The following is a 14,780-nucleotide window of genomic DNA, read 5'->3' on the forward strand; positions in this document are numbered from 1 at the left end:
TGAAACGCCTGTCTATTGCGGCTCGTCCGGCTCGCGGTCATCCAGCAAAATCCGGGCGGCGTCACCTTCCAAATCCTCGTATTGTCCATGTCGCAACGTCCAGATGCACGCCGCCAGCCCGGCAGCGCCCAACGTGATGGAAACGGGGATGAGAACGATGAGAATGTTCATCGGCGCACCGCATTTCCAACGACAGTGACCGACGACAGCGACATCGCGATTGCTGCGGCCAGCGGTGAGGCGAGCCCGGCCAGCGCGATGGGTATGGCGATGGCATTGTATCCCGCCGCGATCGCCAGATTCTGCCGGATGCGTCGCAGCGCCCTTCGCGCCGCGCGCAGCGATTGGGGCACGGCCCGCAGATCGCTGGCAAGGACCACTCCGTCCGAGGCGACCCGGGCGGCGTCCAGCGCGGTGGCCGGGGCAAGGGAGACATGCGCCGCCGCCAGCGCCGCCGTATCGTTCAGCCCGTCCCCGATCATCAGCACCCTTCGACCCTGCGCGGTCAGTTCAGCGACCAGCGCGGCCTTGTCCTGTGGCTGCATCCCGGCATGTACATGCGAGATCCCCAACCGTGCCGCCAGAAGATCGGCGGCCTGCTGCCGGTCGCCGGTCAACATGTGGACGTCGTATCCGTCGGACCGCAGGCTCTCGATCATATCGGCAGCGCCGGGGCGCAAATGCTCGGCCATATTCAGCGCGATCTGACGGTCGGGCAGCGTCAGGACCGTGCCATCGGGGCCGCGACCCAGCGCCACGGGGGAACCATTCCATGTGGCGGTCATTCCCTGACCCGCCGTCTCATGAATATCGTCGAGCGCAACCGGCGTGTGGCCCGTCAGCGCGGCGGCAATGGCTCGTGAGACAGGATGGCTGGAGGCCTGCGCCAGGGTCAGCGCGATTCCGGCCGCAGTCGCGTCCAGTTCGGGCAATCGTGGCGTGCCCTCGGTCAAGGTTCCGGTCTTGTCGATCAGGATGCAATCGACCTCGGCTAGACGCTCCAGTGCCGTACCGGATTTCAGCAGGATGCCCGCCCGGAACAACCGGCCGGTCACACTGGCCGTGACGGCAGGCACGGCCAGGCCCAAGGCGCAGGGGCAGGTGATGATCAGGACGGCGGTCGCAATACCAATGGCCAGATGCGCGTCACCCGTGCTCCACCACCAGCCCAGAAACGCCAACGCGGCAAGCCCATGCACCAACGGCGCATAGAGCCGCGCGGCGCGGTCCGCGATCCCGGAATAGCGGTGGCGACCGGTTTCGGCCACCTCGACCAACGCGGCAAGACGGCGCAAGGTGCTGTCCGCCGCACGGGCGGTGGCGCGCAGAGTCACGGGAGCGTCGAGGACGGTTTCGCCCGCGCAGATCGACGCACCCGCCTCGATTGCGACCGGCGCGGATTCGCCCGTCAGGGCAGAGCGGTCGAGTATGGCCGGTCCCAGCGTGGTGCCGTCCACCGGCGCACGCGCTCCGACGCTCAACGCGATATGATCGCCGGGCAGAATGCGGGCCACATCGACGGTACGCCGTGTGGTGCCTTCGATCAGGGTGGCGCGGGGCAGTTCCAGCGCCGTCAGTTCCGCCGCCGCGGATCTGGCCGTGGCGCGGGCGCGGTGATCCAGATACCGCCCCGCCAACAGAAAGAACGTCAACGACAGCGCCGCGTCGAACCATGTGTCCGCCCCGGCGGAATAGATCGTTTCATGCAGCGAGGTGACGCTGGCCAGCAGGATCGCCAGGGCGATGGGCACGTCCATGTTGACGCGCCCCCCCCGGATCGCGCCGAGGGCCGAGCTAAAGAACGGCACCGCCGCGTAGGCCAGCGCGGGCAGGGCGATGGCGGCTGAAACCCAATGGAACATGGCTTCTGTGGTTTGCGAGGCCCCCGACCATACGGCGACCGACAACGCCATGACATTCATCATGGCAAAGCCCGCGACCGCAATCCGCGCCAGCAGGGTGCGGCCCGTATCGTCGCCCGTAGGGGTCGCGATGCTGTCGTCCAACTGGTGGGCCTCGAACCCGGCGGCGGTCAGGGCCGCGAGGGCCGGGGCGGCTCCGATATCGGGCGCGGTGACGATGCGCACGCGGCGGCGGCCCAGATTGACCCGGGCGGCGCGGATGCCGGGCACCGAGGTCAGGGTACGTTCGACCCCGGCGATGCAGGCGGCGCAGTGAATGCCCGGCAGGGACAGATGCACCACCTCACCCGCCGCATCGCGGGCGATGTCCTGCGCGGAAGGGACCGCGACACAGGCTGCGCAGGCGGCGGTCATGGCAGCACATGCAGGGGTATGCGACGGCGAAACGGCGTGCCGTCCGCGCTGCGCAGATCCAAGCGCAGGTTCCAGTTCCCCGGGGCGAGGGGCGTGTGCGCCGACAGATAGCTTCCCGTCCACACGAAGTCGGGCGTCATGTCCGAGGCCACCGTCGTCGCGCGGCCCAGCGTGGCGCTGACGATTTCGGGGTGCACATTCCGCCCATTCGGACCGACGATGTGCAGGCTCAGATCCTCATCTGCGTAAGTCAGATCGACGGTCCAGCCCAGGGCGTCCTGCGCAGCCCGGTCGGCGTCGAATGTCTGGCTGGCGACGTAGGAACTGTCCGTCTCCAGACCGGGAAAGGTTCTCACGGCGCTATAGGCCAGCAGCAGGTTCACGGCGATGATGATGCCGAACCCGCCGATGAACATGGCCAATACGTGCCAGCCGGTCAGCGTGCGGTTGTGAGGGCGTCTGGTGTGCAAGGGTTCAGCGTGCATTGTTGCCTCGTCCGTTGAAGATGGTTTCACGGTGCGCCTCCTCGCCCGAGGCGGTGTCGCGGATCGTGAAGCCGATCGTGGTGCGCTCGTCCTGCGCGGCGTCGGTTTCGGGTGGTGCGATAACGTATGCACGTTGCAGCATTGTCGCGTCGGGGGGAACCGTCACGGTCACGCCCGCATGTCCTTCGAGCATCAGCGCCAAGTCGTCGTCAGAGGTGAGGGAGAACGCAAAGTCGCGCGGCTCCCCATGCTTGTTGCGCAGACGAATGTCGTAGGTGTTGCGCACCGCGCCGTCGGAAAGCGTCACGAAGGTCGGGTTGCGCACGGGGGCGATCGTCAGCTCGATATCCGGGCGCAGGTACAGGGCCGCCAGCAATCCCGCGCCGATAGCCGCCCATACGATGGTGTAAAGGATCGTGCGCGGCCGCAGCACGTGCCGCCAGTTCGCGGTGGGCGTCCAATCTTGGCTGTGAGACGTGGTGAAGGGCTGTTCCGCTGCATTTGGCGCAGGGGCCGGGTCGCCCTCAATCGGTGTGGTGGCCGTCGCGTCCGCATCCAGCCCGGCACAGGCGGCGGCGGTGGGGGCCGGTACGCCGGTCGCGGCACCCTGATCCTCCGGCGCCTCGTTTCCGAAGGGACGGACCGGGGCGTGTTCGCCCGGCAGAACCGGCGGGCGGTCGTCGAGGGCGAGGTAGTCGATCAACCCGCGCGGGCGACCGATCCGGGCCATTACCTCATCACAGGCGTCGATGCACAGGGCGCAGGTGATGCATTCCAACTGCTGGCCCTCGCGGATGTCGATGCCCATGGGGCAGACGTTGACGCAGGCCATGCAGTCGATGCAATCGCCCAGCACCTCGCCCTCGCGCGACAGTCTGGGTGCCGCGGAATCCTTGTCCGCGCCCGCGCCCGCGCCGTAGCGTACGGGCAGGGCGGGGCCGACCTCCGCCGCGACAGCGCGGCGTCGTGCGTTGCCCTTTCCACGCGGCTCCCCCCGCCAGTCGCGATAACCGACGGTCAGGGTGCCCTCGTCCATCATGGCGCCCTGTATGCGCGGCCAGGGGCACATGTAGATGCAGACCTGTTCGCGCATGAAACCGCCGAATATGAAGGTCGTGGCGGTCAGGATCGCGATGGTGACATAGGCGACGGGGGCCGCTTCGAATGTTACCAGATCGCGCAGCAATGTCGGCGCATCCGCGAAGTAGAACACCCACGCACCGCCCGTGGCCATGGCGATCAGCAGCCAGATCACCCATTTGGTGACGCGCAGCCGCCATTTATGCAGGCTCCACGGTGCTTTCCACAGACGTACGCGGGCGTTGCGGTCGCCCTCGATCCAGCGTTCGACCTTCAGGAACAGGTCGGTCCACACGGTTTGCGGACAGGCATAGCCGCACCAGACCCGACCAAGGGCTGAGGTGAACAGGAACAGCCCCAGCCCCGCCATGATCAGCAGGCCCGCCACGAAATAGAATTCATGGGGCCAGATCTCGATGAAGAAGAAATAGAATCGCCGGTTTGCCAAGTCGATCAGAACTGCCTGATCGGGCAGGGCGGGGCCGCGGTCCCAGCGCAGCCAAGGCACCAGATAGTAGATGCCTAGGGTGATCCCCATTATCCACCATTTCAACCGCCGGTAAAAGCCGGAGACCCTTTTGGGAAAGATGGGTTCGCGTGCAGCGAAGAGGGGGGCATCGGACATGGGCGCGGCTTCCGTCGAAGGGATGTTTCGCGGCCTGTATCGCGCACCGCACCCGCCCGCGCCTTGAGATGGATCAAGGCGCGGGCGGGTGCGGCGTTCTGTCAGTCAGCGGCGCCGACCTGTGCCTCACCGCCGCCCAGACCGTGAACATAGGCGGCGACGGCGCGGACCTGCGCTTCGCCCAAGCGCTCTCCCCAGGGGGGCATCACGCCGAAGCGGGCGTTCTCGATGGTGTAGGTAACATCCTCGGGAGTGCCGCCATAAAGCCAGATCGCATCCGTCAGATCCGGCGCGCCCAAGGTGCGATCACCCGTACCCTCATCCCCGTGGCACGAGGCGCATTGGTCCGCGAACAGGGTCGCGCCCAGCGGATCTGCTTCCTCCAGCCCGGACAGGCTGCGGACATGGGTGGTCAGGGCCGCGATTTCTTCCTCCGACAGCATCTCACCGAAGGCGGGCATGGCGGACCAGCGGGTCGCGGGGTCGTCCTCGGACCGGATGCCGTGGCGGACGGTGTCGGCAATGTCGGTGATTTGTCCACCCCACAGCCACGCATCGTCGAGCAGGTTGGGATAGCCCGCCGCCTGCACACCCGCCGCGCCCGCGCCGTGGCATTGCGAGCAATTCGTGCGAAACACCGCCGCCCCAGCCGATACGGCGAAGCGGTGCAGCGTCTCGTTGCGTTCCAGTGCGCCAAGGTCCACCTCGATCAGGCTCTGCGTCATCTCGGCGTTGGACAGGTTTACGGCCTCGATCTGTGCCGCGACCTCGCCCCGGGTGGTCCAGTCCAGAATGCCGCGGGTCGTTCCGGACACGAGGGGCCATGCCGGATAGAGGATCGTGTATATGATCCCCCAGACGATGGTGGCGTAGAACGTCCACAACCACCACCGGGGCAGCGGGGTGTTCAGCTCCTCGATACCGTCCCAGTTGTGGCCGGTCGTCTCTGTCCCGGTTTCGTCATCGATGCGTTTCTTGTCAGTCATTGCCGTCACCTTTTGTCCGGGGGGCGTTGTGGCGGGTCAGCTGCGCATCGTCGTGACGGAAGGGTACGGCCGCCGCATCGTTGTGCATTCCGCGCGATCCCGGTCGGAAGGCCCACGCCACCACACCGAGGAAAATCAGCGTCAGGACCAGAAGGACCCAACTGTCGGCCAGTTGGCGAAGGAAGGAGTATGTTTCCATGACGTGCGCCTCAACGATCAGGGTCGGGCGTGAAGGTCGAGAAATCGACCAACGTGCCGAGCATTTGCAGATAGGCGATCAGCGCGTCCATCTCGGACGTGCCTGGTAGCCCGTCGAAATTGCGGACCTGTGCGCCCGGATAACGTTCCAAAAGCCCGTCGATGTCGCCGGTGGGATTGGTCTGGACCAGGAAATCCGCGCGGGCCGCGATCACCATATCCTCGGTATAGGGCACACCAACGCTGCGATGCGCGGACAGCAGATCCTCGATATGCGCGCCGTTCAGGCGGGTATCGGCCAGGAAGGCGTATTTCGGCATCACGCTTTCCGGCACGACGGATTGCGGGTCGGACAGGTGATCGACATGCCATTCGTCCGAATAGCGCCCGCCGATGCGCGCCAGATCGGGGCCTGTGCGTTTCGAGCCCCACTGGTGCGGGTGGTCATACATCGATTCCGCGGCCAGACTGTAATGGCCGTAGCGTTCGACCTCGTCCCGCATGGGGCGGATCATCTGCGAGTGGCAGGTATAGCACCCCTCGCGCACATAGATCTCGCGCCCCGCCAGTTCGAGCGGCGAATAGGGACGCATCCCCTCGACGTCCTCGATGGTGTTTTCCAGCCAGAACAGTGGCGCGATCTCAACGATGCCGCCGACGGTGACCACCGCGAAGCTGGCGATCAGCAGCAGGGTGGCGTTGCGCTCCAACCGCTGATGGAAGGATATGGTTGCCGTTTCGGGCGGCAACTCGTTGGGGACGTCGCCGGGCACGTCCGACAGGGTCTTTACCTTGGGGTCGTCCGCGGGATCGTAGTCGGGGTTGTGAGGGTCCTTGCTCATATTCTTACTCCGCAGGGGTGGCGATGGCAGCGGTGCGCGGCTCGCGGATGGTCATCCACATGTTCCAGACCATCAGCACACCGCCCGCCAGGTAGAGCGCGCCACCCAGGGCCCGCACGACATACATCGGGAATTTCGCATCGACTGTGTCCGCGAAGGAGTTCACGAGGAAGCCGTTGGGATCGACCTCGCGCCACATCAGGCCTTCCATGATGCCCGACACCCACATCGACGCGGCGTAGAGCACGATACCCACCGTCGCCAGCCAGAAATGGGCGTTGATCGCGGGGACCGAATACATCTCGCGCCGGCCCCACAGTTTGGGCGTCAGGAAATACAGCGCGCCAAAGGTGATCAAGCCGTTCCAGCCCAACGCCCCCGAATGCACGTGACCGATGGTCCAGTCCGTGTAGTGCGACAGCGAGTTCACGGCGCGGATCGACATCATTGGGCCTTCGAACGTGCTCATCCCGTAAAAGGCCAGCGAGGCTACGAACATCCGGATGATCGGATCGGTGCGGATCTTGTCCCAGGCGCCTTGCAGCGTCATCAGACCATTGATCATGCCACCCCACGAGGGCATCCACAGGATGATCGAGAACACCATCCCCAGCGTCGCGGCCCAGTCGGGCAGGGCGGTATAGTGCAGGTGGTGCGGTCCCGCCCAGATATACAGGAAGATCAGCGCCCAGAAGTGGATGATGCTCAGCTTGTATGAATAGATCGGGCGGCCAGCCTGCTTGGGCACGAAATAGTACATCATGCCCAGAAAACCCGCCGTCAGGAAAAAACCGACCGCGTTGTGGCCGTACCACCATTGCGTCATCGCATCCTGCACACCGGCGAAGACCTGGACCGATTTCGACCCGAAGATGCTGACCGGAAGCGCCAGGTTGTTGACCACATGCAGCATCGCGATCGTCACGATGAAGGCGAGGTAGAACCAGTTGGCGACGTAGATGTGCCGCTCACGCCGACGCAGGATCGTGCCGAAAAACACCGCCAGATAGGACAGCCAGACGATGGTCAGCCAGATGTCCACATACCATTCAGGCTCGGCATATTCCTTGGACTGGGTGGCCCCAAGGAGGTAGCCCGTGGCGGCCAGCACGATGAACATCTGATATCCCCAGAACACGAACCACGCCGTAGGTCCGCCCCACAGACGTGCGGCGCAGGTGCGCTGCACCACGTAGAAGGACGTCGCGATCAGCGCATTGCCGCCGAACGCGAAGATCACAGCCGAGGTGTGCAGCGGGCGCAGGCGTCCGAAATTCGCATAGGGCTGCGCCCATTCGATGTTCAGCGCCGGAAAGGCCAGCTGGAACGCGATAAACGTGCCGACCAGAAATCCGACGACCCCCCAGAACGCGGTGGCGATCACGCCCGCCCGGACGGGACCGTCCATGTAGCCGGTCGGTGCCACGGGGGGCAGCGCAGGGCCACCGCCCACCGGCAGGGATTTCAAGGTCCAGACGAACAGGCCTGCGGCCACCGTCATGAAGATGAGTGCGTGCACCATATAGGCGACATCGCGTGACCAGCCGGCGGCCAGGGCTGCGAAAAACGCAATTGCGGCCAGCGCGATCAGCAGCAGGACGCCCGAGGAGCCTCTGAGGTAATAGGACATGCGGACGGGATCCCTTTCCGATGGAGTTCGGATCGGGCATCGCAGATGCGCGGGACCTGCGCCTTGATTCAGGTCAAACCGTTTGGAATTCGATCAGGGGGCTGCGTCGATTTCAGCCTCAGCCTGCAGGGCGGCCAGATCGGCACATAAAATACCGCGGCGCCCCTCCAGCCCGATCAGGCCGTCGCGGCGCAGGGCGGTCATCTGCCGGCTGACGGTTTCGATGGTCAGGCCGAGATAGATCGCCATCGCTTCTCGCGTGAGGGGCAATTCGGCGCGTATGGGATGCACGTCCGTTGCGGTGCGACGCAGGATGTTGACCAGCAGGCTGGCGACTTTCTCCCGCGCGGTCTTGCGACCCAGAACCATCATCCACTCGCGGGCGGCATCCAGTTCGTCCAGCGACATTTTCAGCAGGCGTTCCATGACATGCGGCGTGTCGCGAACCAGTTGCTGGAATTCCGCGCGCCGGAACAGGCAGAAGGTCACATCGGTGGCGGCGACGATCTGATACGCGGCACGGTCGCGGTCATGCCGTCCAACAAAATCCGACGGCAGCAGCAGACCGACCATCTGCGTGCGCCCATCCTCCATCGAGCGGGTCAGCGTGGCGCAGCCTGATACAATGGACCCGACGAAGGGCAGAACGTCACCCTCCATCACGATGGTTTGTCCGACGCGCCAGCTGCGATAGGTCTTCATCCGTTCCAGTCGCAACAGTTCATCGTCCTCGCAGGTCGCGCAGATGGCGCGGTGGCGGATCGGGCAGGCCGAACAGCTGGGCGCGGCGAGGGAGAGGTCGATACGGGTCATGCCGCACATCTACACACCAGTTGATCGACATCAAGGCGCGACGGAGAAACATCTGCTCCGGCCTGTCGAATCGTGCGGAACGTGACCGCGAGAACACGCGATTCGTTTGCCTGTCAGCGGGCAGCGAGAGATGTGAAAACTGTCCACACCAGCGTGACGCGGGACTGCAACGGCGGACATCCGTGGCCAGACAGCCTGACAAAAGGGGCGGAGGCGCGAAGATCACGCCCCTGCCCGAAATCGCTACACGTTCAGCAGAAGGTGCTGCCGCTCCCAGGGGGAGATGACTTGCATGAACTGGTCGTGTTCCGTCCGCTTTACTGCCGTGAACGTATCCACGAAATAATCGCCCAACACGTTTCGCAACTCCACGCTTTCGTCCAGCGCGACGATGGCGTCCAGTAGCGAGGTGGGCAGATCGCGGTCGCGGCTGTAGCTGTTGCCCTTGACCCGGACCCGCGGCTTGATCTCCTCGGTCAGGCCCAGATATCCGCAGGCCAGCGTTGCGGCCAGCGCGAGGTAGGGGTTGGCGTCCGCACCCGCGACCCGGTTTTCCACGCGGCGCGCGGCGGGGGTGGCGCGGGGGCTGCGCAGGCCGGTTGTCCGGTTGTCCTCGCCCCAGTCCAGATTGATCGGGGCCGACCAACCCGGAATCAGGCGGCGGTAGGAGTTCACGTAAGGCGCGACCAGCGCCGTGGCCGCATGGAAATGCCCCTGCTGACCGCCGACAAAGGCATCGTGCAGCGCCGTGGCCTTTCCATCCGGGCCGGAAAAGATGTTGTTGCCGTTCACGTCCGTCACGCTCATGTGGATATGCATCGCGGAGCCGACCTGATTGCCATACGGCTTCGCCATGAAGGTCGCGTAGGAGCCGCAGCGCAGGGCGGCCTCGCGGATCAGACGCTTGAACAGGAACACCTCGTCGGCCAGACGCACCGGATCGCCGTGGATCATGTTGATTTCAAGCTGGGCGGGTCCGGCCTCCTGAATGATCGTGTCGATGGCCAGGTTCTGGGCGTCGGCGTAATCGTAGATCAGTTCGATCACCTCGTCATATTCATCCACCGCGGACAGGGAAAACGCCTGATTGCCGGTGGACTGCCGCCCCGATCGGCCCACGGGCGGCTCCAACGGATAGTCGGGATCGTGGTTCGGTTTGACCAGGTAGAATTCGATCTCGGGCGCCACGATCGGATACCAGCCACGCTCGTTATAAAGGCTCACCACCCGTTGCAGCACCTGACGCGGGGCGAGGCCGAACGCCTTGCCATCCTCGGTCTGGGCGTCATGCATGATCTGGAGCGAGCGGTCGTTGGCCCATGGCACGGCGCGGATGGCACCGTAATCCGGTGTCAGCACCAGATCCGGATCGGTATAGAGTTGCGGGCCGACTTCCTCGGTGTAATCGCCGTTGATGGTGGCGAAGAAGGTGGACATCGGCAAACGCAGGCCAGGCTCACGCAGGAATTTCGCCGCCGGCATCACCTTGCCACGTGCAATTCCGGCCAGATCGGGAATGACGCATTCGATTTCCTCGACCCGGTGTTCGCGGATCCACTGGCGAAGCTGATCCAGCGCATCGGGCGCATCGCCGTCGATGTTGGGGGACTCGGTAAGGCTGAGCGGATTGCGCGGTTGCATTGTAAGGCTCCTGAAGCGTTGCGTTTACTGGCTAACATGGCCGCGATACGCGCGGTAGTGGGTCCGTGCGACGAAAGCTCTTCCCAAGCCGCGAACATGCTGCATATGCTCAAACCAAGCGAGAACGCCAACTGAGGAGTGCACCATGCTCAAGACCAAGCTGACCGCCACCACGGCCCTTGCCGCGCTGGCGCTGACGGTCCCGGCCGCGCTGATGGCGCAGGATCGGGTGCTCAACATATACAACTGGTCGGACTATATCGCCGAGGACACCATCGCGAAATTCGAGGAAGAATTCGACGCGACGGTCAACTACGACGTGTATGACGGCAACGAGGTGCTGGAGGCCCGGTTGTTCGCCGGAAATACCGGGTTCGACATCGTGGTGCCGACATCGGATTTTCTGCGCAGACAGGTTTTGGCGGGCATTTATCAGCCGCTCGATTATTCCAAACTGCCCAATGCCGAAAACATGGATCCCGACCTGATGGCGGCCGCTGCGGTCTATGACGCGGATAACGCCCATTCCGTGATCTACATGTGGGGCACCACCGGCATCGGCTACAACACCGCGATGATCGAGGAACGGCTGGGCGCAGATGCGCCGACCGACAGTTGGGACATGGTATTCGACCCGGAGGTAATCTCGCAACTGGCCGATTGCGGCGTCACCATGCTGGACGCGCCGACGGAGATGCTGCCCGCCGCGATGAATTACCTCGGCCTCGACCCGAGATCGACCGATACCGACGATCTGGAGGCAGGGGCGGAGCTGCTGGCCTCGATCCGGCCTTATGTACGCTATTTCCACTCATCCCAGTACATTTCCGATCTGGCGAATGGCGATGTCTGCCTGTCTGTCGGTTGGTCCGGTGACGTGTTCCAGGCGCTCTACCGCGCCGAGGAAGCGGAAAACGGGGTCGAGATCGCTTACGTGATTCCGTCCGAAGGCGCCTTGCAATGGTTCGACATGATGGCGATCCCCGCCGATGCGCCGAACCCCGATCTGGCGCATGAGTTCATCAACTTCGTGATGCGCCCGGACATCACCGCCGATATCACCAACTACGTCTGGTATGCCAACGGCAACGCCGCGTCGCTGGAACTGGTGGACCCCGAAATCACCGGCGATCCCGGAATCTTCCCGACGGAGGCTGCGAAGGACCGTCTGTGGGCCTCCGAAGTCTATGACGCGCGGACCGACCGGACGATCAACCGGCTGTGGACCACCGTCAAGACGGGCGAGTGATCGCGGTGCCGACGCAGGACGAACCGTTCCTGCGCATCCGCAATGTGGTGAAGGAATTCGACGGCGTGCGCGCCGTCGATGACCTGTCGATCGACATTCACCGAAAGGAACTGTTCTGCCTGCTGGGCGGCTCCGGTTCGGGAAAATCGACCCTGCTGCGCATGTTGGCAGGGTTCGAACGACCGACCTCCGGCTCGATCGAGATCGAAGGCCGCGACATGATCGGCATCGACCCGGCGGACCGGCCCGTGAACATGATGTTCCAGAGCTATGCCCTGTTTCCCCACATGAATGTCGCAAACAACATCGCCTATGGATTGCGCCGGATGGGCATGGGCCGCGCGGAGCGGGAGGCGCGTGTGCGCGAGATGTTGCGCCTCGTGCGGATGGAAGGTTTCGCCACGCGCAAACCGCACCAGATGTCGGGTGGGCAACGCCAGCGGGTCGCCCTGGCACGGGCGCTGGCCCGGGGGCCGAAACTGCTGTTGCTGGATGAGCCGTTGAGCGCGCTGGATCGCAAGCTGCGTGAGGAAACGCAGTTCGAATTGATGGATATCTTCGACAAGACCGGCACCACGTTCGTCGTCGTCACCCACGATCAGGAGGAAGCGATGACGCTGGCCACCCGGATCGGCGTGATGGACAGGGGCCAACTGGTGCAGGTGGACACGCCGCGCCGCATCTACGAATTCCCGCGCAACAGGATGATCGCCGATTTCGTCGGCAACGTGAACATGCTGGACGCGACCGTCAGGGGAATGGACGGTGATCGGGTCCGGCTGGATTGTCCCGCCATCGGGCAGCAGGTTCTGGCCGCCTGCGAGGGGACCCCGCCCGAGGTCGGTACGCCTGTCACTCTCGCAATCCGGCCCGAGAAGATCACCCTCGGCACCGGGTTTCCCGCAGTGGTCGAGGATTACGCCTATCGCGGCGACGTCACACGCTATCGCCTGACATTGCCGGGGGGCGGCACGCTGGACGTAACCCGCCCCAACCGCTTCCGCGAGGGGGAGGGCGACATCACCTGGGACACCCCCGTTCTGTTCGACTTCGCGCCCGAGGGTGCCGTGGTGCTGCGCGAATGAGCGGGCATCGGATGAGCGGGAACCGGATCATTTCGCGCTGCCGCGCGAGGATATTTGCAGGACAGAAGAGGGCCGCTTTCTTCTGTCTCGAAATATCCATTTCGGATCCGCCCCGATGAGCGAGCCGGTGGAGCGCATCACGGACGTGACCGTCAATGATCTGGCAAGGGCGAAGCCGCGACGCAGGCTGGGCGGCGGTTGGGGCAAGCGGCTGGTGATCGGCGTACCGTTCTTCTGGTTGCTGCTGTTCTTTCTGATCCCGTTCGGCATCGTCTTTCTGGTGTCGCTGGGCAGCCCGCAGTTCAGCGTGCCGCCCTATTCGGCCGCTTTCGAGTTCGACGGCTGGTGGCCGCGGTTCGTCGGGTCCTTCGGCAATTACGTCTTTCTGACCGAGGACGATCTGTATTGGCGGGCCTATCTCGGCTCGGTGAAGATTGCGGCGGGCGCGACGTTTCTGTGTCTGCTGGTCGCCTGGCCGATGGCGTGGATGATCGCGCGGGCCGAACCCGCGCGGCGCAATCTGCTGCTGATGCTGGTGATCCTGCCGTTCTGGACATCGTCATTGTTGCGGATCTATGCGCTGATGGGAATGTTGCGGCAGGGTGGCATCATCAATTCCGTTCTGATCTGGGTCGGTGTCATAGATCAACCGATCCAGATGATGCAGACGGATTTTGCCGTCTATCTGACCATCGTGTTTACCTATCTGCCCCTGATGGTGCTGCCGCTCTATTCCACGCTGGAGAAGCTCGACGGCGCGTTGTTGGAGGCATCCGCCGATCTGGGCGCCTCGAAATTCGCGACGTTCTGCACCGTGACCTTGCCGCTGAGCGCACCGGGCATCGTCGCGGGGTGCCTGCTGGTGTTCATTCCGGCAGTGGGGGAGTTCGTGATCCCCGATCTTATGGGCGCTCAGGATTCCCCGATGATCGGAAATGTCCTGTGGGGTGAGTTCACGCGCAACCGCGACTGGCCCGTCGCCAGCGCGGTGGCCATCGCGATGCTGGCATTGCTGGTCATACCGTTCATGCTGCTGCGCTCCTCCCCGGCGCTGCGTGAGGAGGCGTGATGTTGAGGTTTCTGGCGATCCTTGGTTTCGCGCTGCTCTACGTGCCGCTGACGATCCTTGTGATCTATTCGTTCAACGCCAGCCAGCTGGTCAGCGTCTGGGGTGGGTGGTCCACCAGATGGTATGTCGAGTTGTGGTCCAACGAAGCGGTGCTGGACGCGGCCGTGGTCTCGCTGCAAGTGGCGGTGCTGTCCGCGACGGTGGGCACGGCGTTCGGCACGGTGATCGGCTATGTCCTGTCACGCTTCGGCGGATTTCGTCTGCGCATCCTGTTCACTGCGATGGCCACCGCGCCCATCGTGATGCCCGAGGTCGTGACGGGCCTCTCGCTGTTGTTGCTGTTCATCACGATGGAGCAATGGTTCGGTTGGCCCGAGGGGCGGTCGATCCTGACCATCGTGATCGCGCACGCGACCTTCGGCATGGCCTTCGTCGCGGTGGTCATTCAGGCGCGTCTGGCCGGGTTCGACAAGAGTATCGAGGAAGCCGCCCGCGACCTGGGCGCGCGCCCGCTGCAAATATTCGTCGGGATCACCTTGCCGGTGATCGCGCCGGCAGTGATTTCCGGCTGGTTGCTGGCATTCACCCTGTCGCTGGACGATCTGGTCATCGCGAGTTTCGTCAGCGGGCAGGGGTCCTCCACCCTGCCGATGGTGATCTACTCCAAGGTTCGGCTGGGCGTCAGCCCGGATGTGAACGCGCTGGGCACCATCGTGATCGCCATCGTCGGCGTGGGGCTGGTTGTGGGCATGCAAATCATGCGCCGGGCAGAGGTGCGCCGTAAACGGGGGCAGGATTGAA

Annotated in this window: 14 protein-coding genes; 4 read left to right on the forward strand and 10 right to left on the reverse strand. The window is 64.2% G+C overall.

The features are described from left to right. Nucleotides 1–12 precede the first annotated feature (12 nt). The 10 genes from ccoS to G8E03_RS07035 all read right to left on the reverse strand — a co-directional run bounded on the left by ccoS (nt 13) and on the right by G8E03_RS07035 (nt 10,576). Nucleotides 13–171 (reverse strand): cbb3-type cytochrome oxidase assembly protein CcoS, encoded by a 159-nt coding sequence (gene ccoS / locus G8E03_RS06990; RefSeq protein WP_166190105.1) that lies wholly within the window; start codon nt 169–171, stop codon nt 13–15. Next, on the reverse strand, nt 168–2,276 hold the full coding sequence (locus tag G8E03_RS06995) for a heavy metal translocating P-type ATPase (RefSeq protein ID WP_166190107.1): 2,109 nt from the start codon (nt 2,274–2,276) through the stop codon (nt 168–170). Before G8E03_RS06995 ends, ccoS begins: the two co-directional genes overlap by 4 nt. Beyond that, on the reverse strand, nt 2,273–2,761 hold the full coding sequence (locus G8E03_RS07000) for a FixH family protein (RefSeq protein WP_166190109.1): 489 nt from the start codon (nt 2,759–2,761) through the stop codon (nt 2,273–2,275). The genes G8E03_RS06995 and G8E03_RS07000 overlap by 4 nt, the downstream gene beginning before the upstream one ends. Further along, nucleotides 2,751–4,466 (reverse strand): cytochrome c oxidase accessory protein CcoG, encoded by a 1,716-nt coding sequence (gene ccoG, locus G8E03_RS07005; RefSeq protein ID WP_166190111.1) that lies wholly within the window; start codon nt 4,464–4,466, stop codon nt 2,751–2,753. The genes G8E03_RS07000 and ccoG overlap by 11 nt, the downstream gene beginning before the upstream one ends. Before the next feature lie 101 nt (nt 4,467–4,567). Further along, nucleotides 4,568–5,452: a cytochrome-c oxidase, cbb3-type subunit III gene (ccoP, locus tag G8E03_RS07010; protein WP_166190113.1), complete on the reverse strand. Its 885-nt coding sequence runs from the start codon at nt 5,450–5,452 to the stop codon at nt 4,568–4,570. Then, entirely contained in the window at nt 5,445–5,651 is a 207-nt protein-coding gene (locus G8E03_RS07015) for a cbb3-type cytochrome c oxidase subunit 3 (protein ID WP_166190115.1), read from the reverse strand. The genes ccoP and G8E03_RS07015 overlap by 8 nt, the downstream gene beginning before the upstream one ends. Before the next feature lie 10 nt (nt 5,652–5,661). Beyond that, nucleotides 5,662–6,492: a cytochrome-c oxidase, cbb3-type subunit II gene (ccoO, locus tag G8E03_RS07020; protein WP_166190117.1), complete on the reverse strand. Its 831-nt coding sequence runs from the start codon at nt 6,490–6,492 to the stop codon at nt 5,662–5,664. 4 nt (nt 6,493–6,496) lie between these two features. Then, a complete protein-coding gene (ccoN, locus tag G8E03_RS07025) occupies nt 6,497–8,122 on the reverse strand; it encodes a cytochrome-c oxidase, cbb3-type subunit I (RefSeq protein WP_166190119.1) in 1,626 nt (541 codons plus the stop codon). Nucleotides 8,123–8,215: 93 nt separating this feature from the next. Continuing rightward, complete coding sequence (gene fnrL / locus G8E03_RS07030; protein ID WP_166190121.1) at nt 8,216–8,935, reverse strand: transcriptional regulator FnrL; 720 nt, start codon at nt 8,933–8,935, stop codon at nt 8,216–8,218. 243 nt (nt 8,936–9,178) lie between these two features. Further along, nucleotides 9,179–10,576: a glutamine synthetase family protein gene (locus G8E03_RS07035; RefSeq protein WP_166190123.1), complete on the reverse strand. Its 1,398-nt coding sequence runs from the start codon at nt 10,574–10,576 to the stop codon at nt 9,179–9,181. Between the two features lie 145 nt (nt 10,577–10,721). Between G8E03_RS07035 and G8E03_RS07040 the strand changes: the two genes are divergently transcribed. From G8E03_RS07040 to G8E03_RS07055, 4 genes are all read left to right on the forward strand, one after another. Beyond that, nucleotides 10,722–11,825, forward strand: coding sequence for a polyamine ABC transporter substrate-binding protein (locus G8E03_RS07040; RefSeq protein WP_166190125.1), 1,104 nt, complete (start codon nt 10,722–10,724; stop codon nt 11,823–11,825). Further along, on the forward strand, nt 11,798–12,910 hold the full coding sequence (locus tag G8E03_RS07045) for an ABC transporter ATP-binding protein (RefSeq protein ID WP_166190127.1): 1,113 nt from the start codon (nt 11,798–11,800) through the stop codon (nt 12,908–12,910). The genes G8E03_RS07040 and G8E03_RS07045 overlap by 28 nt, the downstream gene beginning before the upstream one ends. Before the next feature lie 115 nt (nt 12,911–13,025). Beyond that, nucleotides 13,026–13,979: an ABC transporter permease subunit gene (locus G8E03_RS07050; protein ID WP_166190129.1), complete on the forward strand. Its 954-nt coding sequence runs from the start codon at nt 13,026–13,028 to the stop codon at nt 13,977–13,979. Further along, complete coding sequence (locus G8E03_RS07055) at nt 13,979–14,779, forward strand: ABC transporter permease subunit (protein ID WP_166190131.1); 801 nt, start codon at nt 13,979–13,981, stop codon at nt 14,777–14,779. Before G8E03_RS07050 ends, G8E03_RS07055 begins: the two co-directional genes overlap by 1 nt. Nucleotide 14,780 lies beyond the last annotated feature (1 nt).

The sequence above is a fragment of the Pontivivens nitratireducens genome, from assembly GCF_011290545.1.
In the GTDB taxonomy this organism is placed as follows: Bacteria; Pseudomonadota; Alphaproteobacteria; order Rhodobacterales; family Rhodobacteraceae; genus Pontivivens; species Pontivivens nitratireducens.